This window comes from Arenimonas composti TR7-09 = DSM 18010 (genome assembly GCF_000426365.1).
Classification (GTDB): Bacteria; Pseudomonadota; Gammaproteobacteria; order Xanthomonadales; family Xanthomonadaceae; genus Arenimonas; species Arenimonas composti.
In genome coordinates, this window is record NZ_AUFF01000003.1 from 287,976 (window position 1) to 314,855 (window position 26,880).

At 70.6% G+C, this 26,880-nt stretch carries 27 protein-coding genes, 1 tRNA gene and 1 riboswitch; of the genes, 14 read left to right on the forward strand and 14 right to left on the reverse strand.

Translation table 11 applies throughout. The features are described from left to right. Nucleotides 1–94: riboswitch (S-adenosyl-L-homocysteine riboswitch) on the forward strand. 50 nt (nt 95–144) lie between these two features. Further along, complete coding sequence (ahcY, locus tag K311_RS0108145) at nt 145–1,569, forward strand: adenosylhomocysteinase (RefSeq protein ID WP_026816895.1); 1,425 nt, start codon at nt 145–147, stop codon at nt 1,567–1,569. On the opposite strand, the gene K311_RS0108150 is transcribed toward ahcY, so the two are convergent. Then, a complete protein-coding gene (locus K311_RS0108150) occupies nt 1,563–3,155 on the reverse strand; it encodes a hypothetical protein (protein ID WP_154659494.1) in 1,593 nt (530 codons plus the stop codon). The two genes, ahcY and K311_RS0108150, sit on opposite strands and share 7 nt — an antisense overlap. Nucleotides 3,156–3,301: 146 nt before the next feature. On the opposite strand from K311_RS0108150, the gene K311_RS0108155 reads away from it, so the two are divergent. Together K311_RS0108155 and K311_RS0108160 are read left to right on the forward strand one after the other, a co-directional pair. Beyond that, entirely contained in the window at nt 3,302–3,577 is a 276-nt protein-coding gene (locus K311_RS0108155) for a hypothetical protein (protein WP_026816897.1), read from the forward strand. A gap of 202 nt (nt 3,578–3,779) precedes the next feature. Then, nucleotides 3,780–4,448: a Fe2+-dependent dioxygenase gene (locus K311_RS0108160; RefSeq protein ID WP_026816898.1), complete on the forward strand. Its 669-nt coding sequence runs from the start codon at nt 3,780–3,782 to the stop codon at nt 4,446–4,448. Nucleotides 4,449–4,577: 129 nt separating this feature from the next. Here K311_RS0108160 and K311_RS0108165 read toward each other — a convergent pair whose 3' ends face one another. After that, on the reverse strand, nt 4,578–5,132 hold the full coding sequence (locus K311_RS0108165; protein ID WP_026816899.1) for a DUF3228 family protein: 555 nt from the start codon (nt 5,130–5,132) through the stop codon (nt 4,578–4,580). Nucleotides 5,133–5,237: 105 nt separating this feature from the next. Further along, nucleotides 5,238–6,413: a GGDEF domain-containing protein gene (locus K311_RS0108170; protein WP_026816900.1), complete on the reverse strand. Its 1,176-nt coding sequence runs from the start codon at nt 6,411–6,413 to the stop codon at nt 5,238–5,240. A gap of 168 nt (nt 6,414–6,581) precedes the next feature. On the opposite strand from K311_RS0108170, the gene metF reads away from it, so the two are divergent. The 3 genes from metF (at nt 6,582) to K311_RS0108185 (ending at nt 9,432) form a co-directional block, all read left to right on the forward strand. Beyond that, entirely contained in the window at nt 6,582–7,406 is an 825-nt protein-coding gene (gene metF, locus K311_RS0108175) for a methylenetetrahydrofolate reductase [NAD(P)H] (protein ID WP_026816901.1), read from the forward strand. Nucleotides 7,407–7,490: 84 nt separating this feature from the next. Continuing rightward, on the forward strand, nt 7,491–8,381 hold the full coding sequence (locus K311_RS17670; protein ID WP_026816902.1) for a hypothetical protein: 891 nt from the start codon (nt 7,491–7,493) through the stop codon (nt 8,379–8,381). A 133-nt stretch (nt 8,382–8,514) separates the two neighbouring features. Next, nucleotides 8,515–9,432 carry a branched-chain amino acid transaminase gene (locus K311_RS0108185; RefSeq protein ID WP_026816903.1) on the forward strand — a complete coding sequence of 306 codons (918 nt, stop codon included), beginning with the start codon at nt 8,515–8,517 and terminating at the stop codon, nt 9,430–9,432. A 12-nt stretch (nt 9,433–9,444) separates the two neighbouring features. On the opposite strand, the gene K311_RS0108190 is transcribed toward K311_RS0108185, so the two are convergent. From K311_RS0108190 to K311_RS0108220, 7 genes are all read right to left on the reverse strand, one after another. After that, a complete protein-coding gene (locus K311_RS0108190) occupies nt 9,445–11,547 on the reverse strand; it encodes a beta-N-acetylhexosaminidase (protein WP_026816904.1) in 2,103 nt (700 codons plus the stop codon). Nucleotides 11,548–11,637: 90 nt separating this feature from the next. Then, a complete protein-coding gene (locus tag K311_RS0108195; RefSeq protein ID WP_026816905.1) occupies nt 11,638–12,915 on the reverse strand; it encodes a sensor histidine kinase in 1,278 nt (425 codons plus the stop codon). Between the two features lie 3 nt (nt 12,916–12,918). Next, the gene (locus K311_RS0108200; RefSeq protein WP_026816906.1) at nt 12,919–13,599 is read right to left on the reverse strand and encodes a response regulator transcription factor; all 681 of its coding nucleotides are present in this window, start codon (nt 13,597–13,599) and stop codon (nt 12,919–12,921) included. A 2-nt stretch (nt 13,600–13,601) separates the two neighbouring features. Continuing rightward, nucleotides 13,602–14,069, reverse strand: coding sequence for a hypothetical protein (locus tag K311_RS0108205; protein ID WP_026816907.1), 468 nt, complete (start codon nt 14,067–14,069; stop codon nt 13,602–13,604). 252 nt (nt 14,070–14,321) lie between these two features. Continuing rightward, a complete protein-coding gene (gene rimK / locus K311_RS16075; protein ID WP_081683357.1) occupies nt 14,322–15,332 on the reverse strand; it encodes a 30S ribosomal protein S6--L-glutamate ligase in 1,011 nt (336 codons plus the stop codon). Continuing rightward, the gene (locus tag K311_RS0108215; protein WP_026816908.1) at nt 15,329–15,760 is read right to left on the reverse strand and encodes an ATP-dependent zinc protease family protein; all 432 of its coding nucleotides are present in this window, start codon (nt 15,758–15,760) and stop codon (nt 15,329–15,331) included. The genes rimK and K311_RS0108215 overlap by 4 nt, the downstream gene beginning before the upstream one ends. 68 nt (nt 15,761–15,828) lie before the next feature. Then, nucleotides 15,829–15,902, reverse strand: a tRNA-Gly gene (locus K311_RS0108220). A gap of 332 nt (nt 15,903–16,234) precedes the next feature. On the opposite strand from K311_RS0108220, the gene thiS reads away from it, so the two are divergent. The 4 genes from thiS (at nt 16,235) to K311_RS0108240 (ending at nt 19,981) form a co-directional block, all read left to right on the forward strand. After that, nucleotides 16,235–16,435, forward strand: a complete 201-nt coding sequence (gene thiS / locus K311_RS0108225) for a sulfur carrier protein ThiS (RefSeq protein WP_026816909.1) — start codon at nt 16,235–16,237, stop codon at nt 16,433–16,435. A 158-nt stretch (nt 16,436–16,593) separates the two neighbouring features. Continuing rightward, nucleotides 16,594–17,397, forward strand: coding sequence for a thiazole synthase (locus K311_RS0108230; protein WP_026816910.1), 804 nt, complete (start codon nt 16,594–16,596; stop codon nt 17,395–17,397). Beyond that, entirely contained in the window at nt 17,397–18,128 is a 732-nt protein-coding gene (gene trmB, locus K311_RS0108235) for a tRNA (guanosine(46)-N7)-methyltransferase TrmB (RefSeq protein ID WP_026816911.1), read from the forward strand. The genes K311_RS0108230 and trmB overlap by 1 nt, the downstream gene beginning before the upstream one ends. A gap of 8 nt (nt 18,129–18,136) precedes the next feature. After that, a complete protein-coding gene (locus K311_RS0108240; protein WP_026816912.1) occupies nt 18,137–19,981 on the forward strand; it encodes an SLC13 family permease in 1,845 nt (614 codons plus the stop codon). Between the two features lie 35 nt (nt 19,982–20,016). On the opposite strand, the gene K311_RS0108245 is transcribed toward K311_RS0108240, so the two are convergent. Beyond that, nucleotides 20,017–20,334, reverse strand: coding sequence for a Rieske (2Fe-2S) protein (locus tag K311_RS0108245; RefSeq protein ID WP_425476578.1), 318 nt, complete (start codon nt 20,332–20,334; stop codon nt 20,017–20,019). 49 nt (nt 20,335–20,383) lie between these two features. Between K311_RS0108245 and K311_RS16080 the strand changes: the two genes are divergently transcribed. The 4 genes from K311_RS16080 (at nt 20,384) to K311_RS16085 (ending at nt 23,565) form a co-directional block, all read left to right on the forward strand. Further along, entirely contained in the window at nt 20,384–20,665 is a 282-nt protein-coding gene (locus K311_RS16080) for a hypothetical protein (RefSeq protein WP_051239762.1), read from the forward strand. A 134-nt stretch (nt 20,666–20,799) separates the two neighbouring features. Then, the gene (locus tag K311_RS0108255; protein WP_026816914.1) at nt 20,800–21,489 is read left to right on the forward strand and encodes a fumarylacetoacetate hydrolase family protein; all 690 of its coding nucleotides are present in this window, start codon (nt 20,800–20,802) and stop codon (nt 21,487–21,489) included. 73 nt (nt 21,490–21,562) lie between these two features. Next, nucleotides 21,563–21,982: a large-conductance mechanosensitive channel protein MscL gene (mscL, locus tag K311_RS0108260; RefSeq protein ID WP_026816915.1), complete on the forward strand. Its 420-nt coding sequence runs from the start codon at nt 21,563–21,565 to the stop codon at nt 21,980–21,982. Between the two features lie 74 nt (nt 21,983–22,056). Next, nucleotides 22,057–23,565, forward strand: a complete 1,509-nt coding sequence (locus tag K311_RS16085; RefSeq protein WP_051239764.1) for a M28 family peptidase — start codon at nt 22,057–22,059, stop codon at nt 23,563–23,565. 89 nt (nt 23,566–23,654) lie between these two features. Here the strand turns inward: K311_RS16085 and K311_RS18760 are convergent, their stop codons facing one another. Genes K311_RS18760 through K311_RS16095 form a run of 3 tightly spaced genes read right to left on the reverse strand, consistent with a single transcriptional unit; the run spans nt 23,655 to nt 26,791 of the window. Further along, nucleotides 23,655–24,554: a class I SAM-dependent methyltransferase gene (locus K311_RS18760; protein ID WP_026816916.1), complete on the reverse strand. Its 900-nt coding sequence runs from the start codon at nt 24,552–24,554 to the stop codon at nt 23,655–23,657. Beyond that, nucleotides 24,554–25,819 (reverse strand): M61 metallopeptidase family protein, encoded by a 1,266-nt coding sequence (locus K311_RS0108275; protein WP_051239766.1) that lies wholly within the window; start codon nt 25,817–25,819, stop codon nt 24,554–24,556. The genes K311_RS18760 and K311_RS0108275 overlap by 1 nt, the downstream gene beginning before the upstream one ends. An 18-nt stretch (nt 25,820–25,837) precedes the next feature. Then, nucleotides 25,838–26,791, reverse strand: a complete 954-nt coding sequence (locus K311_RS16095; RefSeq protein WP_245570643.1) for a TrmH family RNA methyltransferase — start codon at nt 26,789–26,791, stop codon at nt 25,838–25,840. Nucleotides 26,792–26,880: the final 89 nt, after the last annotated feature.

Sequence of the window (26,880 nt, forward strand, 5' to 3'; positions counted from 1 at the left end):
CCCCCCGAGGGGCGCTGCAAGCCCGGCCCGCGCAACGCGGACCCGCCGGGATCAGGCTCGGGGCCGGGTTCCTGAACAACCGCGCCCGTTGACCGCGACCCCCGAGGCCCCTGCCCGGCCGGCGTCGCCCTGACGGAGCTCCACATGAACGCACAGATCAAACCCACCCACGACTTCAAGGTCGCCGACCTCTCCCTGGCCGACTGGGGCCGCAAGGAAATCGACATCGCCGAGCACGAGATGCCGGGCCTGATGTCGATCCGCCGCAAGTACGCCGCCGCCCAGCCGCTGAAGGGCGTGCGCGTCACCGGCTCGCTGCACATGACGATCCAGACCGCGGTGCTGATCGAGACCCTGAAGGACCTCGGTGCCGACGTGCGCTGGGCGTCCTGCAACATCTTCTCGACCCAGGACCACGCGGCCGCGGCGATCGCCGCCAGCGGCACGCCGGTGTTCGCCTGGAAGGGCGAGACGCTGGAGGAGTACTGGGACTGCACGCTGGACGCGCTGTCGTTCCCGGGCGGCAAGGGCCCCGAGCTGGTCGTCGACGACGGCGGCGACGTCACCCTGCTGATCCACAAGGGCTACGAGCTCGAGCAGGGCGACGACAGCTGGGTGAATTCGGCCTCGGGCTCGCACGAGGAGCAGGTGATCAAGAACCTGCTCAAGCGCGTCGCGAAGGAGCGCCCGGGCTTCTGGACCGGCGTGGTCAAGGAGTGGAAGGGCGTCTCCGAGGAGACCACCACCGGCGTGCACCGCCTCTACCAGCTGGCCGAGGCCGGCAAGCTGCGGGTGCCGGCGATCAACGTCAACGACTCGGTCACGAAGTCGAAGTTCGACAACCTCTACGGCTGCCGCGAGTCGCTGGCCGACGGCCTGAAGCGGGCGATGGACGTGATGCTGGCCGGCAAGGTGGCGGTGGTCTGCGGCTACGGCGACGTCGGCAAGGGTTCGGCGCATTCGCTGCGCGCTTACGGCGCACGCGTCGTGGTCACCGAGATCGACCCGATCAACGCGCTGCAGGCGGCGATGGAGGGCTTCGAGGTCAACACGGTCGAGAGCACCCTCGGCCGCGGCGACATCTACGTCACCACCACCGGCAACAAGGACGTGATCACGCTGGCGCACATGCAGGCGATGAAGGACCAGGCGATCGTCTGCAACATCGGCCACTTCGACAACGAGATCCAGGTCGATGCGCTGTACGCGTCCGGCGCGGTGAAGACCAACATCAAGCCGCAGGTCGACAAGTTCACCTTCCCGAACGGCAACTCGATCTTCCTGCTGGCCGAGGGCCGCCTGGTGAACCTGGGCTGCGCCACCGGCCACCCGAGCTTCGTGATGTCGAACTCGTTCTCGAACCAGACCCTGGCGCAGATCGACCTGTGGGCCAACAAGGACACCTACGAGCCGAAGGTCTACATCCTGCCGAAGAAGCTCGACGAGGAAGTGGCGCGGCTGCACCTGGAGAAGATCGGCGTGAAGCTGACCGTGCTGACCGACGAGCAGGCCGCGTACCTGGGCGTGCCGAAGGAAGGCCCCTACAAGCCCGAGCACTACCGCTACTGACCCACCCCGCGCCCCCCTGTAGGAGCGGCTTCAGCCGCGATGCTTTTAGCCTTTCCCGAGACTTTCGGGAAAGGCATCGCGCCTGAAGGCGCTCCTACGGGGGGCGGGCGCGGGAGCATTGCCGCGATCGCGTTCCACAGCGCGCCGCCGCGGGTCTCGGCGGCAATCGCCGCGACCGGGCTCCAGTGCTGGACGAAACCCCCGCCCTTCTTCGCCTTCAGCGGCCACAGGTCGATCGCGTCGCTCGCCAGCGTGACGGCGACACCGGCCTGCCAGTCGCCGGGCGGCGCGGTCAACGCACCGGCCTGAAAATCGCGGCGTTCGCGCGCCTGCCCGGGCAGCGCCGCCGCCTGCGCCCGGGTGATCGCCGAGGCCAGCGCAGTCACGATGTCGTCGACAGCCGCCGAGCCGGCGATCGCGACACCCTCGAGCGGCACGTACTTGCGCCCGTCGATCGCCTCGACTTCGAAGCCGATGCCGGATGCGCCGCGCCAGGCGACGATCCGCGGCGGCAGTTGCCGGCCCGGCCAGGTCGTGCCGCGCGCGTAGCCTCGGTGGTTCAGCAGGTCGAGGTCGCGCTGGCGCTGCGCCGACGCCAACAGCCCCGGCAGCATCGCGCGCGGCGCGACCAGTCCCAGCGGGCCGGACAGCGCGACCAGGTCCGCCACCGGCGAGAATGCCGCGCTGCCGATGCTCAGTGGCCAGGTGATCACACCGTCCGGCAGCCCGATCTGCACGCCGCCTTCGTCCACCGCCGCCGACCACGCGCCGCCGTCGTGGGCGAAGCCGGCCCGCGCCCGTGTCGCCGCGCCGCAGGCGAAGCGTTGCTTCGGCGCAAGGGTTCGCGCGTCGACGACCTCGAGCACGTAAGCGTCGCGCCCGGCACCGGCGGGGCGATGGTGCAGCAGCAGTTCGCCGCGCGCCGGCAGGTACGCGGTGTCGAGGTGGTCCCAGGCGCCGGGCAGGCGCTGCGGCGCGTTCACCGCGAACGGCGGATCCCAGCGCCACAGCCCGCTCCGATAGCGGCCGTCTCCGTCCATCACCGCCCGCTGCGCGATCAGCGCGTAACCGGCGTCGGCGAGCCAGTGCACCGCCCCGTCGCATCCCTCGGGGTCGAGCACGTGCCCGGCGATCGTGCGACCGCTGGTCGCGTCGATCGCCAGCACCCGGCCGAACGCGGCCAGCTGCAGCAGCTGCGCCGCGTCCGGGCCGAGACAGGGCAGGCCGTCGAGGCGCAGCGGCTCTTTCGCCCGGAACTTCGCGACCAGTTCGCCCGATGGCATCGCCAGTCGCGCGAACTGCGCGCCGCCGCGGACCAGCAACTCGCGGCCGTCGGCGCTGAAGGCGAACTCGTCCGGGTTGGACGGCACCGCCAGCTTCAGCCGCTTCGTGCCGGTGGCGACGTCCCACAGGAAGGTGCCGTTCGCGGTCGGCACGACGAGGTGGGCGCCGTCGGGCGAGAACCGCATCGGCGACACGCTGCCGACCGCGAATGCCGGCAGCGCGAGCTCGAGCTTCGGCGGGACCGGCAGGTCGGTGCCGTAGCGCAGCGCGAGCGGCAGGATCGGGTCGGGGCGGGCTGGCATCATCGGGCTCGAAGGGCGAGTGCCGACTATGCCCAGCGGCGGCCAGGTCGTCACGATCGCCACCGGGCCCGCTTCGGGAAACTGTCTCTGACACCGTTTTGACCGGCGGTGGGGGATGGTGGCGGCAGCCCGTCCCGGAGCCCGCCATGTACATCGCCCGCCAGCACGACCGCTTCGGCGACAAGTCGCTCAACGTCGTCGCCCTCGAGGCGCCGCAGGGCTGGTTCTACGTCGCCGAGGTGGTCGATCCCCTCGATGGCAGCGAGCTGCGCCTGCGCGCGACACACCACGCCGCCTTCCCGAGCGCCGTTGCCGCCCTCGCCCAGGGCATGGCCTGCGCGGTGTGCCTGGCAGAGGACCCGCTGGCGCCGGTCGACGAGGACGTCGAGGTCGCGGCGGTGGTCAGGACGCTGGCGGACTAGGCCCCGCCGATTCCCGCCGCCGATTCCCGCCGGCGATTCGCGCCGGCCGATTCCCGCCCGCCTCCCGCCCCCTCGTCTCCTACCTTTCGTCGACCACCCCCGAAACCGGGTTGACCCCTCCCCGGGGCATGAAGAAGATGTGACCGCCTGCACGGAAGCATGACTTTCGGCAGGGTCTCCATCCCCTTCGGCCCCGGCGCGAATGATCCATACGCTTCCCGACCTGATCACGCCCGACGAGCTCGCGCAGCTCCGCCAGCTGGTCGCGACCGCCGGTTTCGCCGACGGGCGGCAGACCGCCGGCGAGCGCCTGGCCGAGGCCAAGCGCAACCAGCAGATCCCGTGGAACCACCCGCTGATGCCGCGGATCTCGGCGATCGTGATGGCCGCGCTCGGCCGCTCCGACACCTTCATGGCCGCGGCACAGCCGCGCCGGCTGGCGGCGATGCTGGTCAGCCGCTACCAGCCGGGCATGGCGTACGGGCTGCACGTCGACGCGCCGCTGATGAACGAGCCGAACCACGTCCGCAGCGACGTCTCGTTCACCCTGTTCCTCAGTTCGCCGAACGACTATGACGGCGGCGAGCTGGCCTTCGACACCGGCGCCGGCGAGGCGGCCTTCAAGCTGTCGGCGCGGTCGGCCATCTGCTACCCGACCGGGCAGCTGCACCGCGTGCGGCCGGTGCTGCGCGGCGAGCGCCTGGCGGTGGTCGGCTGGGTGCAGAGCCTGGTGCGCGAAGTCGCCGTGCGCGAGTTCCTGCACGACCTTTCCGAAGCCCGCGAACTGATCGCCGAAAACGCGCCGCCGCGGGCGCTCGACCTGGTCAACAAGACCTACTTCAACCTGCTGCGCCGCTACGCCGAACCCTGAGCCGCCGGGGCCTAACAACCGGGGTTAACAACTGGGGTCAGATTCCTGCGTTAAGTCGCAGGCAGCGGCTCGGTCACTCCGGCCGCACGGGCGACTTAACGCAGGAATCTGACCCCAGTTGTTAAGCGCTCAGCGCCAGTTGGCGTGAGTGGACCAGAACGCGACGCTGCGCGCATACGCCGCGCGGTCGATCGGCACCCCGCTGCCGCCCTCGCCGACACCCAGCGCATTGCGGAGCATCGTGATCGGCACCATCGGAATCTCTTCCGGTTCCAACGTGTACAGGCAGCCGACGATGCCCCACTCGGCGGCGATCGGCGTGCCTTCCTTCGCCATCTGCTCGCGGCTGTAGAGGATCGGGATCAGCCAGTTGGCGACCGGCGGCTGTAGGCCCTCGAACCAGCGCACGAGCACCGGCAGTTCGGCCGGCGTGCGCGCCTCGTAGGCCGAGCGCAGCAGGTGGCGGTTCTCGGCGGTGATCGGGATCACCGAGCACTTCGTCGACGTCCAGTTGCGGTGCACGTGCAGGCGGCAGAACGGCGCGTAGCCGGGCAGCACCGCGTGCGGCGGCTCGGCATTGAGGCGGGCGGTGAATTCCCCGGCGGTGCAGTCCTGGATCGCGGTGGCGCGGCCGTCGCCCGGGAACAGGCGACGGCGCGCGAAGTCGGTCATCTCGATGAGCATCGTTGGAATTAACAACTGGGGTCGGATTCCTACGTTAAGCCGGCCGCACTGATCCGGCCAGCCGACTTCCGGCGTCGGCTTAACGTAGGAATCCGACCCCAGTTGTTAAGCGGCTTCGATGCGGTTGCGGCCGCCGTTCTTGGCGCGGTACAGGGCTTCGTCGGCGGCCGCGTAGAGGGCATCGCCGTCGCGGTGGCGGCCGGGCGCGAAGCGGGCCAGGCCGACGCTCACCGTGACCTCGAAGCGGGTGCCGTCCGGCAGTTCGATCGGCGCGTGTTGCAGGCGCTCGCGGAAGGCTTCGGCGCGGGCGGCGATGCCGGCGGCGGCGACCCCGCTGACCAGTACGCCGAACTCCTCGCCACCCAGGCGCGCGACCAGCACGCGCTCGCCGTCGGCATCGGCACCCAGCGGGGCCGCAGCTCCGGCGTCGCCGGCCTCGCCGAAGGATTCCCGCAGCAGCGCCGCGACCTCGCGCAGGCAGCGGTCGCCGGCGGCGTGGCCGAAGCGGTCGTTGATCGACTTGAAGTGGTCGAGGTCGGCGATCAGGAACGCCAGCGCGAGCTCGCTGCCGTCGGCCCGCGCGGCAGCGATGCGGTCCTCCAGCCCCTGCTGGAAATGCCGCCGGTTCGCCAACCCCGTCAGCGCATCGGTGCGGCTGGCGGCGGCGAAACGGTCGCGTTGCTCGCGCAGTTCGACGTCGAGCGCCAGCCGGCCCTCGTATTCGCGATTGCCGCGCCCGATCACCGCGACCATGTAGGCGAGATTGAGCACCAGCACGATCGCGATGCCGGGGTCCGCGAGGCGCGCCAGCACGATCGCCAGCATCGGCAGGAAGATCATCGCGGTGCCGACCAGCGCCAGCCGGCGCGCGATCGCGAAGATCTGCGCGAAGGCCATCGCCAGCGCGCAGGTCGCCAGCAGGGTCAGCGTGTAGGCGGGTGCGAAGCCGCGGTCCCACAGCGCCCAGGCCGACACCGCGCCCCACAGCGCCGCGGTGACCAGCAGCACCGCCCACTGGATGCGCATGCTGGTGACGGCGCGCGCCGGATCGGCCAGGTACCAGCGCCGCACCAGCAGGCGCGCGACCCCGAGCACGACGAGCAATCCGCAGATCGTCCCGCTCAGGCGCGGATGGCGGTCCCAGGCGCCGCCGTAGCCGGCGACCAGCAACCAGGACAGCAGGTAGAAGACGCCGCCGATCAGCGCGCGTTCGTGCAGGTCCTCGGCGCGCTGCCGCGCCGTGGACCCGGATGGAACGCCGTCGGCAGTCCCCGAGCTCATTGCCGTCAGCATGGCTGAGCAGCAAGCCCCTTAACAACCGGGGTCGGATTCCTGCGTTAAGGCCTGCGGCATCGGCCTTAACGCAGGAATCCGACCCCGGTTGTTAAGTCCATCGCTTCATCCAGAAGAAGCGATATATTCCCGGGAACCCCGCGCCCCGGACCCGCCATGCCGCACCTGAGCTTCGAGTTCTTCCCGCCCAAGACCGACGACCAGATCGCCCAGCTCGACCGCACCGCCCGCCGCCTGAAGGCGCATTCGCCCGACTTCGTGTCGGTGACCTTCGGCGCCGGCGGCTCCACGCTTTCCTACACCGCCGACACCGTCCGCCGCCTGCGCACCGACGTCGGCCTCGACGCCGTGCCGCACCTGAGCTGCGTCGGCGGCACCCGCGACGAGATCCGCGCCCTCCTCGCCGACTACCGCGCACTCGGCTGCAACCGCCTCGTCGCCCTCCGCGGCGACCTGCCCTCGGGCATGGCCCGCCCCGGCGACCTGCACTACGCCAGCGACCTGGTGCGCTTCATCCGCGCCGAACACGGCGACCACTTCCGCATCGCCGTCGCCGGCTATCCGGAAGTGCATCCGCAGGCCGACGACGCGCTCGCCGACCTGCGCCATTTCCGCGCCAAGGTCGAGGCCGGCGCCGACCGCGCGATCACCCAGTACTTCTTCAACGCCGACGCCTATTTCCGCTTCGTCGACGACTGCCGCGCCGCCGGCATCACGATCCCGATCGTCCCCGGGGTCATGCCGATCTCGAACTTCACCCAGCTGCGCCGCTTCTCGGATGCCTGCGGCGCCGAGATCCCGCGCTGGATCGACAAGCGCATGGCCGCGTATGGCGACGACGTCGACGCTATCCGCGAGTTCGGCGCCGACCTGGTCGCGGCGATGTGCCGGCGCTTGATCGAAGGCGGCGTCGAGGAACTGCACTTCTTCACGCTCAATCTGGCGAAGCCGACCGAAGCGGTGCTGGCGCGACTGCGCTGAACCGATACCGACCCCTCACGCGGCGTTCGCGAAAAACCCGGCGGACTTGACGCTCCCTCACGCCGTGGCGCATAGGCTGCGCGGATGTCGCGTGAGCTGCCTGTTCGTCGCTTCGCCTCCGCCGCTCCGGTGATCGCCGGCCGCGCGCTCGTCGTCGGTGCGTGCGCGCTGGCGGCGCTCGCTGGTGCGCCCGGGTCGGCCGCCAGCCCCGGCGCGATCCAGCGCTGCCTCGGCCCCGACGGCACGACGATCTTCACCGACCGGTCCTGCGACTCGCTCGGGGCGACCCCGGCCGGCAGCTTCCACCCGACCCCGGAGCGCAATGCCGGGGCGCCGGCGACGATCGGCCTGCACGGCGCCGTCGGCGGTTTCGCGACCCGCGGCTGCGCAACGAGTCCCGATGCGCTGCTCGAAGGCGTGCGCAGCGCGGTGATGGCGGGCGACGTCAACCGGCTCGCGAACTACTACCACTGGGCCGGCACCGGCTCGCGCGCGGCGTTCGCGCTGATGGAGCGGCTCGAAGGCATCGTCGGCCGGCCGCTCGCCGGCGTCGAACTCGACTACCCGGCGCAGCCCGGCGGGTATGCGCCCGATCCGCGCGACTTCCCGGCCTCGGCGCGCAGCCCGGCGGGTGGCGCGATGGCGCGGACCGATGCGCCGCCGCGTTTCGCGACCGAGGTTCCCGAGCCCGACGCGCGCTCGCAACCCGGGCCGGCCTTCCTCGCCAGCCTGCGTCGTCGCGCGCCATCGCCGCCGCCCCGGCCGGCGGATGTGCCACCACCGGTCGCGATCGTCCCGCTCGAGCGTGGCGCCGATGCCGTTGCGGCGGGCGCGCCGCCGCCGTCACCCCGCGCGAGCACGCCCCGCCCGACCGGCCTGCGCATCCTGCAGGCCAGCAGCAGCACCGATCCGGGCTCGGCGACCGCGCGCTTCGGCCTGCGCCGCAACGCCGGCTGCTGGTGGATCGAGTTCTAGAAAAAAAACGGTGTCAGAGACAGTTATTGCCCGAGGCATCGCGATTCGGGAAGGTGCGCCGGCAATAACTGTCTCTGACACCGTTTTTTCCCCACGCACTAGAATGGCCGCCCGACCCCGGAGGCCCAGCGGCATGAGCAACGCCTACCCCGACCACATCTGGCACAACGGCCGCATCAAGCCGTGGGCCGAAGCGACGGTGCACGTGATGGCGCATGGCCTGCATTACGGCTCGTCGGTGTTCGAGGGCATCCGCAGCTATCCGACGCCGGACGGACAGGCGATCTTCCGCCTCACCGACCATCTGCGCCGCCTGTACACGTCGGCGAAGATCTACGACATGGCGATGCCCTTCGACCTGCCGACGCTGGCGCAGGCCTGCCGCGACGTGATCACCGCGAACGGTCTGGAGCGCGCCTACCTGCGGCCGATCGCCTACCGCGGCCTCGGCGGTTTCGGGCTCAGCGCCGAGACGCCGACCGATGTCGCCGTCGCCGCCTGGTTCATGGGCCCCTACCTCGGCCCGGGCGTGCTCGAGACCGGCATCGACGCCTGCGTGTCGAGCTGGCAGCGCTTCGCGCCGAACACGATCCCGGCCGGCGCCAAGGCCGGCGGCAATTACCTGTCCGGCCAGCTGATCGCCCGCGAGGCGCGCCGGCTCGGCTTCGGCGAAGGCATCGCGCTGGCCTCGACCGGCCTGCTCAGCGAAGGCGCCGGCGAAAATCTGTTCCTGGTCTTCGACGGCGCCCTGCACACGACGCCGGTCAGCGCCGCGCTGCTCGACGGCATCACCCGCAACACGATCATCACCCTCGCCCGCGACGCCGGCATCCCGGTGGTCGAGCGCGACATGCCGCGCGAATACCTCTACCTCTGCGACGAGCTCTTCATGTGCGGCACCGCCGCCGAGATCACCCCGATCCGCAGCGTCGACGGCCGCCCCGTCGGCGCCGGCAAGCCCGGCCCGCTGACGCGCCGCATCCAGGACCTGTTCTTCGGCCTCTTCGACGGCCGCACCCCGGACACCCGCGGCTGGCTCGAGTATGTTTGAAGGTGATTCGACTCAATCGACTTCCAGCCGTTCCGGTGGCTGGAAGGTGCCACGCTGGTCGATACGCGAACTGACGGTGTCGTTCGTGTAGGGGGAATTCGACAGCATTCGGTTGAGGTTCTCGATCCTCACGCGGTGCTGTTCGATCCGGTCCACAGGCGCGGAAAGCAGGCCGTTCACCTCGCGGTAGTAGAGCGCCGAAATCCGCAGTAGCTCATAGCGACGCCAGGCATCCGTCAACCAGGCGGAAAGCTCCGTCAATCTGCGCTTCCTGCCGGTCCCTGACGGCCCCGTCTCGACGGCAGCCAAACGCTCTCTCGCTTCGGCCAGCATCGCAAGGGAATCCCGCAGGCCCACGAATTCGGTCTCCATCAATCCGTCAGCCGAGTCGGTGTTCGGCTCGGGGATCGCCTGGATGCCCCCGTCGAGGAACCGCGAGGCGAAGGTCTCGACCTGCCCAGGCGTCCACACGCGACCGTTGTGATGCTGCCTGAAGAGCAGATCCCACAGCGACCTTCGCAAGATCATCTCCCGCGCATTGCCTGTGGCCTTGTCCGAAAGTGCGTAGATGTCGCGCATCTCCCGCCAGTTGTCGTTTCCGTAGCGACGCTTGAAGTAATCGGTCGTCCATTCATTGACCTGCTTGCGGAGCTGCGGGACATCACCCAGCCAGCTGATGCGCGCCATCAACCAGTTGGTCAGCTTGCGTGGCCCCGGGTGGTGTACGGGGTGCATGTAGGCGTAGATTTCGGCGCCGTCTCCCATCTGAGCGCGGAAGTCGTCCATGAGCGACTGGTGATCGCTGATCGGCAATCCCCCGTAGCTCGAGTTGTTGAAGTATTCGACGACGCCATGCCGGAGCGGCGCGATCGCTTTCCAGTCCGCGAGCGACTGCAGGTAGAGAGAATCCGTGGGCCGTCCGTCGGGTTCCGCCAGCGAGCCGGTGAACGAGCGGGTCGGTTCGTAATAGAGGTGCAGGTAGTCGGCTTCCCGCAGTTCGTCGACCAGATCGGGGCGGCTGGGCAGTACCCATGTGAGGTTGTAGCTCATGCCCGTGACGGTCACCGGCCTTTCCAGGCGACCCGACTGATACGCGTCCCGAAGATGTCCCGCCAGTCGGATATAGAAGAGATTGATGTTGTCGACGTTGTTCCCGACGGAGCGCGCTTCCGCGCTGTCGTCCCAACCCCGGTTGGTTCCGTCCGAGGACCAGACGGCGAGGAAATCGGCGTCCTCCAGGTCCCCTCCCTGGAGTCTCTCGACGATCCGGTCGGCGACATGCGCCGCCATCTCGGGGTTCTCGAACGCCGGGTTGTGATAGCTGCCCGTGCTCGCGTCTATCCGCTGCCGCTTGCCGTTGACGAAACCGAACCACTCCGGGTGAGCCTCGAACAAGCCCGGCTCGGAGAGAATCTCCTGGAGAACCCGGTGCCCGCCCTGCCAGGAGTGGATACCGAGTTTCCGACGTACATGTAGAGGCAGGGTTCCCGACAGGTTCAATCGATTGCGCGCCATCCAGATCGCGAACGATTCCGGGACGGTGATCCCGCTGTCCATCGGAATCCAGAACCCACGTAGCTGGACGGATGGGCGCTCGTACCAGGCTTCCCAGTCGATCTCGGTGACGGCGAGTTTCGCGGGTACGACCACATCGTCTTCGGAATACCATCGAACGCCGAGCCGCTCGATGACGGCGTAAACGCCATAGAGCACGCCGATCCGTGTGTTTCCTTCGATCAGGACCTGATCTGGGGAAACGGAAACGCGAAAACCCTGATCGCCAAGGCGGCCATCCCGGGCGTCAGGTGCCAGCACCCGAAGAGCGAAATGCCGTTCACCGCTCGGCTCGCCACGGATCTCCGCCGGGATTCCACCTGCGGCCAGCACCGCCTGGAGTTCGAGCGCCGCCCAGGCGAGGGTCACCGCATCCGAACGCGGGCCGTCAACGAGCCACTCGACGTTCGCCGAATCCGCGTTCGCGGTGGCCGCATCCTCGTACGGACCGACGTCGACCACGATGACATCGGGTGGCGTGGCAGCCGTGGTCGTTGCAGGGGCGAGAACCAGCCAGGCCGCGACCAGTACTCGGCCGGCAAGGATTGCGAACTTGACCATCGGGATCCCCCGATCCACCTTCCCTTGGCCGTCGACTCTACTCTCATCGCTTTCGGACGGACGCACTGGTCGTCCCTTGGAGCCTGGCTCTCAGAACGCGAACCGGAGGGTGGCAACAGCGCCGCGCTCCGCGCCCGGCGCGATCGAAACTTCCCAGCCGTAGAGCTCGCAGAGGCGCCGCACGATCGACAGGCCGATGCCGCCGCCGACGGTGCCGCCGGCGCCGGAGCCGCGGTAGCCGCGTTCGAACAGGCGGGCGGCGTCCTCGGCGCTGAGGCCGGGGCCGGTGTCCTCGATGCGCACGTGGTCGGCGGCGACGAGGATGCGGACGTGGCCTTCGGCGGTGTACTTGCAGGCGTTGCCGATCAGGTTGCCGAGCGCCACCGCCAGCACCGCTTCCGGCGCTTCGGCGGTCGCCTCGGCGTCGCCTTCGACCCGCACCTGCACCGGCTTGCCGCCGAGCTGGGTGCGGGCGGCGTCGGCGAGCTGCTGCGCGAGCTTCAGCAGGTGGGTGTGGCCGGTGCCGCGCTCGTTGCGCGACAGCATCAGCAGCGCCGTGGTCAGGTCGGTGCACTGCTGCGCCGCGCGGTCGATGCGCAGCAGGCGCTGGCGCATCTTTTCCGGCAGGTCCGGGTTGGCCAGCATCAGCTCGGTGGCGCCGCGGATCACCGCCAGCGGCGTGCGCAGTTCGTGGCTGACGTCGGAATTGAACTCGCGGTCGCGCTTGACCAGCTTGGTCATGCGCTCGGCGTAGTCGTCGAGTGCGGCCGCCAGCTGGCCGACCTCGTCCTCGGCGAAATGCGCGGCCAGCGGCGTCGGCCTGTCGCTGCCGGCGAGGGTCTCGACCCGGCGCGCGAGGTCGGTCACCGGGCTGATCACCCGCGCGCTCGACCACACGCCGACCACCAGCGACAGGAACGAGAACGCCACCACCGCGCCGAACAGCGCATAGGTCAGCTGCTGCTGGGTCGCGCGTTCCTGGGCGATGTCGTAGCTGAGGAAGAACCAGTAGTCCGCGTCCTTCTTCACCGCCAGCTTGTAGGTGCGGGGGCGGCCGCGTTCGTCGGTTTCGCTGATCTCGTGCACGCCGTCGGGCAGGTCGCGCCAGTTGAAGGGCACGTTGCCGAAGCGGCGCTGGCTGAAGGTGTAGCCGCGGATCTTCTCGAACGCGAACAGCGCGTTCTCGGGATCGCGGTAGAACCCGGACGAATAGTCCTCGAGGTTCTGGACCAGGGCCTCGCCGATCAGGTCGTCCTCGACGCGTTCGCGCAGCACCATCGTCGCGAACGCGAACAGCGTCGTCAGCCCGAAACCGAGCAGCAGGAAAGACAGGATGATGCGACTGCGCAGCCGCCGCCGGTAGCGCACGGATCAGCTCGCGTCGGGGTCGACGATCCGGTAACCGATGCCGTGCCGGGTCTGGATCAGCGCCTTCTCGAACGGCTTGTCGACGGCGGCGCGCAGGCCGTGGATGTGCACGCGGAGCGAGTCGCTGTCGGGCAGTTCCTCGCCCCAGACGCGGGTCTCGAGTTCCTGCCGGGTGACCACCGCCGGCGAGGCTTCCATCAGCGCCTGCAGGATCTTCAGCGCGGTCGGGTTGAGCTGCAGCAGCTTGCCCTGGCGGTGCACTTCCAGGGTGTCGAGATTACAGATGAGGTCGGCGACCTCGAGGATGCGCGGCTGCGCCGCCTTGCCGCGGCGCGCCAGCACCGCCAGCCGCGCCTCGACTTCCTGCAGCGCGAAGGGCTTGACCAGGTAGTCGTCGGCGCCGGACTCGAAGCCCTCGAGCTTGTTCTCGAGCGAATCGCGGGCGGTGAGCATCAGCACCGGCGTCTGCTTGCGCCCTTCCTGGCGCAGCTTGCGGCAGACCTCCAGGCCGTCCATGCCCGGCAGGTTCAGGTCGAGCACGATCGCGTCGAACTCGTTGACGACCGCCAGGTGCAGGCCGGTGACGCCGTCGGCGGCGTAATCGACCGTGTGGCCGCGATCCTCGAGGTAGTCCCCGAGGTTCGCGGCGATGTCGCGGTTGTCTTCGACGACGAGGATGCGCACGGTCAGTTGTTGGCCGGGCCGAGACCGTTCTGGGTGCGGCGCAGGTCGGCCTGGTCCGATTCCATGCGGCGGCGGCGCTCGGCGACGGTGAAGCAGGTCGTCTTCTTGAAGCGCGAGCCGGTCGGCGCTTCCTGGCGGCAGACCAGACGGCTGTCGGCGGCGGCCTGGGTCAGGATCTGGTTGACCTGCTCCTGCTCGTTGAACAGCTGCGCCTTCTGGTCGGCGCTCATCGCGTCGACGGAGCCGGCGTTCTCGAGGCGGCCGGCGATGCGGTCGAGCAGCTCGCGCACGGTGCGGCGGTCCATGCTGGAGATCTCGGCATAGGTCTCGCCATCGGCGAGGTCGGCCTCGATCTGCTGGCGCTGGGCGGCGAAATCTTCGCTTTCGATCGAAAGCACGGAGGCCTCCTGCTTGCCGAAGGCCAGGCCGGAAGCCACGAGAAGGGAGACGAAAACGACGGGACGGAACATGGGTCGGACCCCTGATTTGGTGGATAGCATTTCGATGATGCCAGAGGCAAAGCCGTTTTCGGCAATGCCGGGCACAGAAAATGGCCCGGGTGGCGCCACTACGACGCCGGACCCGGGCCGAAGGTTGCTACTGCCCCGATTGCCGTATTCCGTGGATGAAGCCCTGACGAGGAGTCGACCAGCGGTCTGACGGCCCGGCAAGCCTAGGCCGGCCGGGATTAAAGACCCGTTAAAGCCCGCCCGGTCGGGCTCTCAGCCCCGACCCCGCCGGCGGGACTGCGCCCGGGGCGCCGCCCGGCCCGGTTTCCCGTCGGTGGCGGCGACCTTGCGCGGGGCCCGGGTGGCGGCCGGGCCGGCCTTGCGGGAACCGCGCCGGCCGGCCTTGGCCAGGCCGGGGCGGGAAGCCAGCAGGTCGATGATCGCCCCGGCCACGTCGACCCCGGTCGCCGCCTCGATGCCTTCCAGGCCGGGGCTGGAGTTGACCTCCAGCACCAGCGGGCCGCGGCGCGAGCGCAGCAGGTCGACGCCGGCCACGCCCAGGCCCATCACCCGGGCGGCGCGCAGTGCGGTCTCGGTCTCTTCCGGGCTCAGCTCGACCGCGCTGGCGCGGCCGCCGCGGTGCAGGTTCGAGCGGAAGTCGCCGGCCGCCGCCTGCCGGCGCATCGCCGCCACGACCCGGTCGCCGACCACGAAGCAGCGCAGGTCCGCGCCCTTGGCCTCGGCGATGAACTCCTGCACGACGAAGTTCGCGTACAGGCCGCGGAAGGCCTCGATGACGCTGCGCGAGGCGCCGGGGTTCTCGGCCAGGATCACCCCGTTGCCTTGGGTGCCCTCGTTGAGCTTGATCACGTGCGGCGGCTTGCCGAGCAGGCCGAGCAGGTCCTCGGTGTCGTCCGGGTTGTCGCCGAACACGGTCAGCGGCAGGCCGAGGCCGTCGCCGGCCAGCATCTGGTGGCAGCGCAGCTTGTCGCGGGCGCGCAGGATCGCGTCCGAGGTATTCGGGCTCCAGGCGCCCATCAGCTCGAACTGGCGCAGCACCGCGGTGCCGTAGAAGGTGACCGAGGCGCCGATGCGCGGGATCACCGCGTCGATGCCGGCGAGCTCGCGGCCCTTGTAGCGCAGGCGGAAGCCGCCCGGCGCGATCGCCATGTAGCAGCGCAGCGGGTCGAGCACACGCACGGTGTGGCCGCGGGCACGGGCGGCGTCGACCAGGCGCTGGGTCGAGTACAGCTTGGCGTTGCGCGACAGGATCGCGATCTTCACGACGTCCCCTCTCCGAACAGGAAGCTCCCGGCCGGGTCGACCACGAATCGCCCCGCGAGCGCCGTCCGGCCGAGCAGCATCGGGAAGAGCATGTTGCGGCGGCGTGCAAGGTTCACTTCCGCGACGAAGGCCTGCCCGGCGAGCTGCAGGCGCGTGCGGATGAAGGTGCGCTCGGTGCGGTGGCCGCCGGAGTCGGTCACGACGCGGCGGTCGAGCACCTCGGCCTCGGCCAGCAGCGGGGTGGCGCCGGCGCGCGGCTCGACGCTGAAGCGGACGAACTCGCGGCCATCGCGGCGGAAGAACGCCTCGTCGAGCACGTGCAGCGCCGAGGAACGCGCGCCGGTGTCGACCTTGACCCGCAGCCCGGGGATCCCGAGGTCCGGAAGCGCGAGCCACTCGCGCCAGCCGAGGCGGACGAGCTGCGACATCGCGACCACCTCCGGCCTGCCGGCGGGGCCGGCGAATGGAAACGGCGGCCTGGGGCCGCCGTCGAATCTGGAGCGGGTGATGGGAATCGAACCCACGTTAGCAGCTTGGGAAGCTGCAGTTCTACCATTGAACTACACCCGCAATCGGCGGCGATCATGCCACCGCGCCGGCGCCGGCGGCAACGCTCCGGCGTCCGTTCGCTGGGGTTCGCGGGACGGGCCGCCGGCACGTTGCGCCGGGGAGCGCGGGTGCCACGCCCCCCGGGGTCCTCCCGATCCGACGTGCCCTTTTCCGGACGCCGCCGGGATGTTGCGGGGCCGCGGTGCGTCGGCGTTTTCCGGACCATCGCCGACAGGGACGTCGGCGATGAGCCCCCATGGACGGGTTCACGGCGTGTCCGGAAAACGCCGACGCACCGCGGCCACCCGCGTCCCCGACCCGGCGTCCGGAAAAGAGCGGGTAGGATTGGGGGTATGGAGATCAGGTTGAATGGTGAGGGGCGCGAGGTCGCCGAAGGGACGACGGTCGCGGACTTGCTGGAAGAGGCCGGGTACGCCGGCCGCAAGGTCGCCGTCGAGGTGAACCGCGAAGTGGTGCCGCGCAGCCGGCATGGCAGCCAGGTGCTGGCCGCGGGGGACCAGGTGGAGGTCATCCACGCGATCGGGGGCGGCTGAGGCGGGGTCGGCGCGAGTCCGCCGCAGGCGACCGCGCGCAGCGCGGGCTGGCACTCGTTACTCGTTATTCTCCACTCGTTACTCGCCCAGGGGATCGCGGCTGAAGCCGCTCCTACAGTGGTTCGACGCGGCACGCACACGCGGCCATAATCTGCGCCATGAACCACCCCACCCCCCCGCACGCTGCCGATCCGCTGGTGATCGCCGGCAAGGCTTACCGTTCCCGCCTGCTGACCGGTACCGGCAAGTTCAGGGATCTCGAGGAAACCCGCCTGGCCACCGAGGCCGCCGGCGCCGAGATCGTCACCGTCGCCATCCGCCGCAGCAACATCGGCCAGAACCCGGACGAGCCGAACCTGCTCGACGTGCTGCCGCCGGACCGCTACACCATCCTGCCCAACACCGCCGGCTGCTATACCGCCGACGACGCCGTGCGCACCTGCCGGCTGGCGCGCGAGCTGCTCGACGGCCACCGCCTGGTCAAGCTCGAGGTGCTCGGCGACCAGAAGACCCTCTACCCCGACGTCGTGCAGACCCTGAAGGCCGCCGAGATCCTGGTCGCCGAGGGCTTCGAGGTCATGGTTTACACCAGCGACGACCCGATTCTGGCCAAGCGGCTCGAGGAGATCGGCTGCGTCGCGGTGATGCCGCTGGCGGCGCCGATCGGCAGCGGCCTCGGCGTGCAGAACCGCTGGTCGATCCTGGAGATCGTCGAGAACGCGAAGGTGCCGGTGCTGGTCGATGCCGGCGTCGGCACCGCCAGCGACGCCGCGATCGCGATGGAACTCGGTTGCGACGGCGTGCTGATGAACACCGCGATCGCCGGCGCCAGGAACCCGGTGCTGATGGCCAGCGCGATGCGCAAGGCGGTCGAGGCCGGCCGCGAGGCCTTCCTCGCCGGCCGCATCCCGAAGAAGCGCAATGCCAGCGCGTCCTCGCCGCTCGACGGGCACTTCATCTGATGGCGGAACAGCAACCGACCGCCGACGACGTCGCCGGGGAGCCGCGGCCGCACCGGCCGATCCGCAGTTTCGTGTTGCGCCAGGGCCGGCAGACGCCGGCGCAGAAGCGTGCGTTCGACCTGCACTGGCCGCGCTACGGGCTCGAGTACGGCGCCACGCCGCGTGATTTCGACGCGGTGTTCGGGCGCGCCGCGCCGCGTATCGTCGAGATCGGCTTCGGCAATGGCGAGCAGCTGCTGTTCGCGGCGCAGAACGAGCCGCGGCACGACTTCATCGGCATCGAGGTGCACGGCCCCGGCGTCGGCCGGCTGCTGAACGCCGCGGCCGAAGCGGGGGTTCACAACCTGCGCCTGTACCAGCACGACGCCGTCGAGGTGCTGCGCGAGGAGATCGCGCCGGCCTCGCTGGCGCAGGTGCGCATCTATTTCCCCGATCCCTGGCACAAGAAACGCCACCACAAGCGGCGGCTGGTGCAGCCGGAGTTCGTCGGCCTGCTCTGCGCGCGGCTGGCGCCCGGCGGCCTGCTGCACCTGGCCACCGACTGGGAGAACTACGCCGAACACATGTTCGACGTGCTCGATGCCGAACCGCGCCTGCGCAACCGCGCCGGCCCGCGCACGCCACTGCCGCGGCCGGAATGGCGGCGGCAGACGCACTTCGAGCAGCGCGGCCTGAAGCTCGGCCACGGCGTCTGGGACCTGCTCTACGACCGCCTGCCGGACGATCCCTAAGCCGCCGAATGGACGCCGGACTGACCCTCACCAGCGACATGGTCATCGTGCTGGGGCTGGTCGTCTTCACGATGGCGATGTTCGCAGTGGAACGCATCCGCGCCGATGCGACCGCGCTGGTGGTGATGGTCGCGCTCGGACTCACCGGCCTGGTGCCGGCGAGCCAGCTGTTCGACGGTTTCTCCGGCAATGCGGTGATGGCGATGATCGCGACGATGGTGCTCGGTGCCGGCCTCGACCGCACCGGTGCGCTGAACCGCCTCGCGGTGTGGCTGCTGCGCGTCTCCAAGGGCATGGAGGAGCGGCTGATCCTGCTGACCTCGGCGGTCGCCGGCCTGATCTCCGGCTTCATGCAGAACGCGTCGGTGATGGCGCTGTTCCTGCCGGTCACCGCGCGCGTCTCCGGCCGCACCGGCATCGGCCTCGGCCGCCTGCTGCTGCCGATCGGCAGCGCGATCGTGATGGGCGGCGGCCTGACGATGGTCGGCAATTCGCCGCTGATGCTGCTCAACGACCTTCTGGTCGCCGCCAACCGCAACCTGCCGCCGGGCGTCGCCACGCTCGAGCCGCTGCCGATGTTCGCGCCGCTGCCGGTCGGCCTGTTGCTGCTGCTGATCTGCCTGGCCTGGTACCAGCGCTTCGGCGGCCGCCTGCTGGCGCGTATCGGCGGCGGCGACAAGGGCGTGGCGCCGAGCCGCACGGCGAGTTATTTCGCGAAGGCCTACGGCATCGACGGCGACGTCTTCGAACTGACCGTCACCGCCGAAAGCCCGCTGGTCGGCATGAGCGTCGGCGAGGCCGAGGCGCAGCGTGACGCGCCGCTGCTGCTGGCGCTGCTGACCGGCAACGAGTCGCGGGTGAGCCCGCCGGCCGACCAGATGATCTGGGTCGGCAGCGTGCTCGGGGTGATGGGCAGGCGCGAGGCGATCCAGGATTACGCGCAGAAGAACCTGCTGCGCATGAGCGCCCGCCTGCGCCACTTCGCCGACCTGTTCAATCCGAGCCGGTCGGGCATTTCCGAGGCGGTGATCCCGCCGACCTCGTCGTTCATCGGCAAGACCCAGCACGACCTGCGCCTGCGCAAGCGCTTCGGCATCAGCCTGCTGGCGGTCAACCGCGACAACCAGGTGCTGCGCGAGAACATCCGCAGGATGCCGCTGAAGGCCGGCGACATGCTGGTCTTCCACAGCATCTGGACCGACCTGGCGCACGCCGGCGAGAGCCGCGATTTCGTCGTCGTCACCGACTACCCGAAGGGCGAGCACCGGCCGCACAAGCTGTGGTGGGCGATCGGTGTGTTCGTCGCGGCGATGGCGCTGGCGCTGACGACCCTGGTACCGGTGCCGATCGCGCTGATGGCCGGCGCCGCGGCGATGATGGTCGCCGGCGTGCTGAACATGGACGAGGCCTACGCGGCGATCAGCTGGAAGACGGTGTTCCTGATGGCCTGCCTGATCCCGCTCGGCTGGGCGATGGACTCCACCGGCGCCGCGGCCTGGCTGGCGCAGGGCATGCTGGAACGGCTGCCGGCCGGCGTGCCGGTGTGGGTGCTGCAGCTGGTCATCGCATCGCTGGCGACGGCGTTCGCGCTGGTGATCGGCAATGTCGGCGCGACCGTGGTGATGGTGCCGATGGGCATCAACGTCGCGGTCGCGGCGGGCGGCAGTCCGCTCGCCTTCGCGCTGATCGTCGCCCTGTCGGCCTCGAACAACTTCCTCAGCGTGACCAATCCGGTGCTGGCGATGATCAGCGGCCCCGCCGGCTACACGGGCCGCGACCTCTGGCGGACCGGCGCGCCGCTGACGCTGATCTACCTCGTGATCACCCTGCTGGTCGTCAACGTGATCTTCTGACCCCCACTCCCTACTCGTTACTCTCCACTCGTTACTCAGCTCTTCAGCGCGACGTCGACCCGAACCAGCGACTGCCCCCGACAAGGCCCGGCCACACACAGACCGTTCTCCATCTCGAAGCTGGCGCCATGCGCCGCGCAGACCAGCTGGCCCTTGTCGACGAGGAAGCGGCCGGGCGCCCAGTCGAGGCGGCGGCCGGCATGCGGGCAGATGTTCAGCCAGGCGCGGACCCGGTCGCCGTCGCGGCGGACCACCAGCGACTGGATTTCGCCGTCGACCTCGCCTTCGGTCTCGCTGAGGCCCTGGGGGGTGTCGGCGGGCAGCAGGATTAACGAAACACTTGCACTTTCCACACCGCACCTCGCCGATACTGGTGTCCGCATTATCCCACGCCTTCCGTACATGCCCTTCTTCTTCCACCGCGTGTTCAGCTACCGACCGGCCAAGCCGCGCAATCCGCTGGCGAAGCTGCTGCTCGGCCTGGTCGGCCTCGTCCTGCTGGGCGCGCTGCTGGTGTTCGGGCTGGTAGCGGGGCTCGGCATGCTGCTGTTCGCCGGCATCCGCCGCGCCCTGAACGCGCAGGCCGCGAGCGCCACCGCGCGCCGCGCGCAGGCCGACGTGATCGAAGGCGAGTTCCGCGTCGTGAACGACGTGCGCGAGCGCATTTCCGCCCCGCGCGCCTGATCCACCCTCCCTGTATGAGCGCCTTCAGGCGCGATGCTCCTTCTCCACGTCTGTCGACTTCCGGTCTTCCGCGCATTCGCGCGATGATCGGCAGCGGTTCGTGATCGCGGCTGAAGCCGCTCCTACAGAAGTCTATGGAATACGCCTTTCCGCCTCGCCCCGTCCCTACCCTGCCGATCGCCGGTAGCGATTTGCGCTTCCCGGTGCGCCGGATTTTCTGCATCGGCCGCAACTTCGCCGAGCATGCGAAGGAGATGGGCGCCAGCGTCGACCGCGGCAATCCGGTGTTCTTCAGCAAGCCGGCCGACGCCGTCGTCGCCGATGGCGGCGCGGTGGCGTATCCGCCGGCGACCCGCGACCTGCACCACGAGGTGGAACTGGTCGCCGCGCTCGGCCGCGACGCCGACGGCGTGGTCGCCGCCGAGGACGCCGCGGCGCTGGTGTTCGGCTACGCGGTCGGGCTCGACCTGACCCGGCGCGACCTGCAGTCCGCGGCGAAGGCCAAGGGCCTGCCCTGGGATACCGGCAAGGGCTTCGACGCGTCGGCGCCGGTCGGCGCACTGCTTCCGGCCGCGGACTTCGGTGCGCCGGGCGCGCGCCGCATCGCGCTGGAAGTGAACGGCGAGCTTCGCCAGCAGGCCACGCTCGACACGATGGTCTTCAGCGTCGCCGAAGTGCTGCACGAACTGTCGAAGCTGTACGCGCTGAAGGCCGGCGACCTCGTGTTCATGGGCACGCCGGCCGGCGTCGCGGCCCTGCAGCGTGGCGACCGTTTCGAAGCGCGCATCGACGACCTGCCGCCGCTGTGTGGACTCATCGCCTGATTCCCCGGAACCGGCCTCGCGCCGCGGTGGCGGCCTGCGCTAGATTGGCCGTCCCGCAACACGGAGCACGACGATGGGCATGATCTCGGAATTCCGCGAATTCGCGATGCGCGGCAACGTCGTCGACCTCGCGGTCGGCGTGGTGATCGGCGCCGCGTTCGGCAAGATCGTCAGCGCCCTCGTCGACGGGGTGATCATGCCGGTGATCGGCCTGCTGGTCGGCGGCATCGATTTCGGCGACCTCGCGATCGAACTGAAGGCCGCGACGGTCGACGCCGCCGGCGCCGAGGTCCCGGCGGTGCTGCTGAAGTACGGCCTGTTCATCCAGAGCATCGTCGACTTCCTGATCATCGCGTTCGCGATCTTCATGGCGATCAAGGCGATCAACCGCCTGTCGCGCCGGCAGAAGGCCGAGGAAGCCGCGGCGCCGCCGGCGCCGAGCGAGGAGGTCCGCCTGCTCACCGAGATCCGCGACGCCCTCAAGGCGCGCTGATCGCGCCCCTCCCCGACGCCGGCAGCGATGCCGGCGTCGTCGTTTCCGGCCCCGCAACACCGCCTGGAGTCCGTATGTCCCGCACGTTCCGCCGCCTGCCGCTCGCCCTCGCCTTCGCCGCCGTGCTCGCCGCCGGCCTGCCCGTCGCCGCCAGTGACGCCGTCGCGCCGGCCAGCGCGGTGAACGCGACCGCCGGCAGCGCTGTCGACGCTGCGGGCCTCGACGCCGCCGCGCTCGCCGCCGCCGCGCAGTTGCGCGACACCGCGATGGCCGGCAGCGGCGCGTTCGCGGTCGTCGAATCGCTGACCACCGAAGTCGGTCCGCGCCTGGCCGGCACCGAGGCCGATGCGCGCGCGGTCGCGTGGGCCGAGGCGAAGTTCCGCGAACTCGGCTTCGACGAGGTGTACCTCGAGCCGGTGACGTTCAACGTTTGGTGGCGCGGGCACGAGCGCGCGGCGGTGGTCGGCGCGTTCGCGCAGCCGCTGGTGCTGACCGCCCTCGGCGGCAGCATCGGCACCGACGGGCCGCTGCAGGCCGAAGTCGTCGCCTTCCCGAGCCTGGAAGCGCTGCAGGCGGCGCCGGAGGGCAGCCTCGCCGGCAAGATCGCCTTCGTGAACTACCGCATGGAGCGTTTCCGCGACGGCCACGGTTATTCGCCGGCCTCGCGCATCCGCGGCGCCGGCGCTTCCGAGGCGGCGAAGAAGGGCGCGGTCGCGCTGCTGATCCGCTCGGTCGGCACCGACCGCGACCGCCTGCCGCATACCGGTGTGATGCGCTATGCCGACGGCGTCGCGCGCATCCCGGCCGCGGCGCTGTCCAATCCCGATGCCGACCAGCTGCAGCGCCTGGTCGACCGCGGCGCCCCGGTGCGGGTCGAACTCGACATCGCCGCCGAAACCCGCGGCGAATACACCTCGCACAACGTGATCGGCGAGATCCGCGGGCGCGAGCTGCCGGACGAGGTCGTCGTGATCGGCGGCCACCTCGACTCCTGGGACCTCGGCACCGGCGCGATCGACGACGCCTCCGGCGTCGGCATCACGATGGCGGCCGGACGCCTGATCGGCCAGCTGCCGCAGCGGCCGCGCCGCACCGTGCGCGTGATCGCCTTCGCGAACGAGGAAAGTGGCCTGTTCGGCGGCAAGGCCTACGCCGCCGCGCGCGCGGCCGAGGACCGCATCGGCGACCACCAGCTGGTCGCCGAGAGCGACTTCGGCGCCGGCCGCGTCTATGCGCTGCGCGGCGGCACCGAGCCGGCGGCGAGGCCGGTGCTCGAACGGATCGGCGCGGTGCTGGCGCCGATCGGCGTCGCCTACGAAAGCGAAGGCGGCGGCCCCGGCCCGGACGTGTCGCCGATCGCCGCACTCGGCGCGCCCTGGGGCCAGCTCGCCCAGGACGGCACCGACTACTTCGACTGGCACCACACCGCCAACGACACCCTCGACAAGGTCGAGCCCGCGGCGCTCGACCAGCAGGTGGCGGCGTATGCGGTCATGGCCTTCCTGGCGGCGGAAACCACCGTCGACTTCGGCACGATCCCGGTCACTCCACCCGCACCGTCCGCTCCTGTGAAGGCGAATTAGCTCGCGGATTTCGCAGATGAGGGCGGATCAGGATCGGTTCGCGGGGTAGGCATCGCGGCTGAAGCCGCTCCTACAGGGGGCTGGTCGGGCTAGCGGTGGGCGACGAGGGTCCAGAGGCCGAAGATCGCCTCGCGGGGGTCGAAGGCGCGCTGCCACGCGGCGTGGCGGAAGCCGGTGGCGCGCAGCGTGTCGAGCAGGTCCCAGCCGAAGTGGTACCAGCACAGCACGCCGTCGCCGAGCGGGTCGGCGTGCAGTTCCGGCGGATCCAGCAAGTGTTCGATGCCGCCGTCGGCGCGCCGCCGCGCGAGCACTTCGGTGGCCTGGGTGTCGTCGAGGAAGGGCGCGGTCAGCACCAGCCGGCCGCCGGGGCGCAGCACGCGGGCGAATTCGTGCAGCGCGGCGGCGTAGTCGGGCACGTGCTCGAGCACATCGAAGCTGCCGATCGCATCGAGCGAGGCATCGGCGAACGCGAGCGCGGTGACGTCGCGTTCGACCAGCGCGCCGTGGCCGCCGATCGCTTCGTAGTAGCGCTGCATGCGCGCACGCACGTCCGGCGCCAGCCCGTACTCGCTGCCCTCGGCGCGCGGCAAGCGGGCGCGCAGCCAGACGTAGGCCGGCGAGGCCTGCTCGGTCAGGTACACCCGCGCCTGCCGCGACTGCCCGGCCAGCAGCGCCGACAGCGCTGCGCGGTGTCGGGCATTGAGGCCGCAATGCGCGCATTCGAGCTGTTCGCGCAGGTCGCCGGCCGTGCTGCCGGCGCGCAGGGCGAAGTGCGCCGGCCGCCGGCACAGGCCACACCAGCCGGGCCAGGCACGGCCGCCGGCGACGGTCGGCACGGCGCTGAGGATGCAGTGCTGGGCGGCGGCGAGTTCGCCGTCGTCGCGCAGCCAGGCCTGCCACTCGGCGAGCGCGCCGAAGTCGCGCGCCGCCGGCGGTTCCGGCGCCGGCGGCGGGCGCCGCAGCAGCTGCTTCAGCCGGTGCAGGCGCATCAGTTCAGCAACGGCGTCGCCAGCACCTGCGACGGCTTGCCGGCGAGCTTCTCGAACTGCTCGCGCAGATCCTCGCGCGAGACCTCGCGCAGCGGGATCAGCGCCCGCACGATGTCGTCCAGGTCGTGGTCGCCGTCGCTGGCGGCGCGCAGTTCGGCGTCGAGCTCGCGCAGCAGCTGCACGCCGCGGGCGGTACGTTCGCCCTGCGAGCGGTCGCTGGTCAGGCTGCGGATGCTGCGGCCGTGGCGGACCATCCACGACTGCGCCCGGTCGGCGCGGTCGTCGCTGAGCAGGTTGGCGCGGCGCAGCAGCTCGATCGAGTAGTACTCGGCCAGCGATTCGGCGATCCAGTCGTCGCCGTCGGCGCCGCGGATGCGGGTGACGACGTGGAAGATCTCGTGCGTCAGCGTGCTGGTGCCGTTCTCGCTGATCAGCGGGCGGTCGGCGTGCAGGAACAGCGAGCGCGGACCCGACAGGCCGCCGCGCCACATCGGGTCGCCGGCGCTGACGATCAGCAGCTTCGGCGGCAGGTCGCCGAAGGCGTTCTCGAAGGCCGGTACGAGGCCGTTGAAGAAGGCCAGCATGTCGTTGCGGCGGATCACGTCGCCCTTCGGGCCGGCGACGCTGATCTCGGTGCCGTCGATCACCTCGCGGCGGGTGCCGACGGCGCCGGCGATGATCCAGCCGACCGGGCGGTCGAAGTTGCGCTCGGGGTTCACGATCACGAAGGACTTGCGGTCGCGACTGTGCTTGAACGGGGTGTCGACATTGGTCCAGCCCTCCGGCAGCACGAAGCGCAGGCGTGCGCGCGAGTCGGCGCCGACGGTCGCGCGCACGCTGGCCGAGGGCACGAGGTCGTCGCCGCGGACGATCACCCAGTCGGCGGTGATGCGGGCGTCGTAGCCGCCGCTCTGGCGCTGGTGGTCGATGCGGTAGCGGTAGCGCAGGCGGGCGCGGCCCTCGCGCGGCGGCACCCAGGTGACGTGGTCGCCGGCGCGCGTGACCTCGCCGTCGCCGGTCACCGCGGTGTAGCGGTCGGCCGGCATCTTCAGGCGCAGCGAGCGCACGGCGCCGTCGCCGGGTTTCAGCGCGATGCTGACCCGCGCCTGGCCGTCCTCGGGCAGGAATTCGACGGTGTAGTCGAGGTCGTAACTGGTGCGGGCGGCGGTGGCCGGCCCGGCGGAGACGAGCAGCGCGACCAGCAGCGCCGCCAGCCATGCGGCGGCGCGGCCGCGGCCGGCCGAGGGGAAAGGCATCCGGAACATGCCGGGATTATGCCCGGCTCAGCCGTGACGCTGCCGCCACCACTCCCCGACCAGCACGGCCGTCGCTGCGGCGACGTTCAGGCTCTCCACCGCGCCGGTGCCCGGGATGCCGAGCCGCAGCGCCGTCGCCGCCGCCAGCGCCGGATCGACGCCGGTCTGCTCGGCGCCGAGCACCAGCAGCAGCCGCTGCGGCAGCGCGGTGCCGTACAGCGGCGTGCCGCCGCGCACCACCGTCGCCGCGGCGACGAAGCCGGCGGACGTCAGCTGCGCGAGCGCGTTGTCGGGGCGTCCCAGGCGCACCATCGGCACCCGCTCGGCGCCGCCTTCGGCCACCCGCGCGGCGGCGCCCGACAGCGCCAGCGGCGCGTGCTTCGGCAGCAGCACGCCGGCGACGCCGAAATGCGCCGCCGATCGCAGGATCGCCCCGAGGTTGTGCGGGTTGCCGACCCCGTCCAGCCACAGCGCGAGCTGCGGTCCGGTGGGGAGATCGCGCAGCCAGGCCGACAGCCCGAGCTCCGGTGCCGGCGCGACCGCCATCACCACGCCCTCGTGGTGCTCGCTGCCCGACAGCCGGCGCAGGTCCTCGTCGGCGACCACCGTGTAGCCGAGCCGGTGCTTCACGCAGAACGCGACGACCTCGCGCAGCACCGTCAGCCGCGATTCCAGCAGCCACAGCTTGCGCAGGTCCTGCGGGCGGCGTTCGAACAGCGCCAGGCAGGCGTTGAGGCCGTACCAGCGCTGTTCGCGCTCGCGCGGTTCACGGGCGGCATCGACGGCGGGCGACGGCGCCGGCGCGGCCGGTCGCGGACGGCGGCGCTCCTCGCCCGCCTGTCCCACATGGCGACGCTCCTGCCCCGTGCGCGGCGAACCGCGCCTGTCCAGCTCGCGCTGGCGCTTGTCGCGCTTCTCGCCTGGGCCCTTGTACAGGCCGCTGCCTTCCCGCCGCTCGGTCACGTCGATGCTCCTGGACACGGTGGCAAGTCTAACGCCCCACTACCCATGCCGCCTCGCACAGCAACCGGCACCGGGTATGGGTGATGCGATCGGAGTTCGCCGAGGGC

Bases quoted from the DNA above. Each gene is read 5' to 3' on its own strand.
- mscL (WP_026816915.1), top strand. From the start codon at position 21,563: ATGGGCATGATCTCGGAATTCCGCGAATTCGCGATGCGCGGCAACGTC.
- metF (WP_026816901.1), top strand. From the start codon at position 6,582: ATGCCGCACCTGAGCTTCGAGTTCTTCCCGCCCAAGACCGACGACCAG.
- trmB (WP_026816911.1), top strand. From the start codon at position 17,397: ATGGCGGAACAGCAACCGACCGCCGACGACGTCGCCGGGGAGCCGCGG.
- K311_RS16080 (WP_051239762.1), top strand. From the start codon at position 20,384: ATGCCCTTCTTCTTCCACCGCGTGTTCAGCTACCGACCGGCCAAGCCG.
- K311_RS0108190 (WP_026816904.1), bottom strand. From the start codon at position 11,547: ATGGTCAAGTTCGCAATCCTTGCCGGCCGAGTACTGGTCGCGGCCTGG.
- K311_RS0108160 (WP_026816898.1), top strand. From the start codon at position 3,780: ATGATCCATACGCTTCCCGACCTGATCACGCCCGACGAGCTCGCGCAG.
- K311_RS0108215 (WP_026816908.1), bottom strand. From the start codon at position 15,760: ATGTCGCAGCTCGTCCGCCTCGGCTGGCGCGAGTGGCTCGCGCTTCCG.
- K311_RS0108150 (WP_154659494.1), bottom strand. From the start codon at position 3,155: ATGCCAGCCCGCCCCGACCCGATCCTGCCGCTCGCGCTGCGCTACGGC.
- K311_RS0108165 (WP_026816899.1), bottom strand. From the start codon at position 5,132: ATGCTCATCGAGATGACCGACTTCGCGCGCCGTCGCCTGTTCCCGGGC.
- K311_RS17670 (WP_026816902.1), top strand. From the start codon at position 7,491: ATGTCGCGTGAGCTGCCTGTTCGTCGCTTCGCCTCCGCCGCTCCGGTG.
- K311_RS0108255 (WP_026816914.1), top strand. From the start codon at position 20,800: ATGGAATACGCCTTTCCGCCTCGCCCCGTCCCTACCCTGCCGATCGCC.
- ahcY (WP_026816895.1), top strand. From the start codon at position 145: ATGAACGCACAGATCAAACCCACCCACGACTTCAAGGTCGCCGACCTC.
- K311_RS0108205 (WP_026816907.1), bottom strand. From the start codon at position 14,069: ATGTTCCGTCCCGTCGTTTTCGTCTCCCTTCTCGTGGCTTCCGGCCTG.
- K311_RS18760 (WP_026816916.1), bottom strand. From the start codon at position 24,554: ATGCGCCTGCACCGGCTGAAGCAGCTGCTGCGGCGCCCGCCGCCGGCG.
- K311_RS0108185 (WP_026816903.1), top strand. From the start codon at position 8,515: ATGAGCAACGCCTACCCCGACCACATCTGGCACAACGGCCGCATCAAG.
- K311_RS0108170 (WP_026816900.1), bottom strand. From the start codon at position 6,413: ATGAGCTCGGGGACTGCCGACGGCGTTCCATCCGGGTCCACGGCGCGG.
- thiS (WP_026816909.1), top strand. From the start codon at position 16,235: ATGGAGATCAGGTTGAATGGTGAGGGGCGCGAGGTCGCCGAAGGGACG.
- K311_RS16085 (WP_051239764.1), top strand. From the start codon at position 22,057: ATGTCCCGCACGTTCCGCCGCCTGCCGCTCGCCCTCGCCTTCGCCGCC.
- K311_RS0108155 (WP_026816897.1), top strand. From the start codon at position 3,302: ATGTACATCGCCCGCCAGCACGACCGCTTCGGCGACAAGTCGCTCAAC.
- K311_RS0108230 (WP_026816910.1), top strand. From the start codon at position 16,594: ATGAACCACCCCACCCCCCCGCACGCTGCCGATCCGCTGGTGATCGCC.
- K311_RS0108240 (WP_026816912.1), top strand. From the start codon at position 18,137: ATGGACGCCGGACTGACCCTCACCAGCGACATGGTCATCGTGCTGGGG.
- K311_RS0108275 (WP_051239766.1), bottom strand. From the start codon at position 25,819: ATGTTCCGGATGCCTTTCCCCTCGGCCGGCCGCGGCCGCGCCGCCGCA.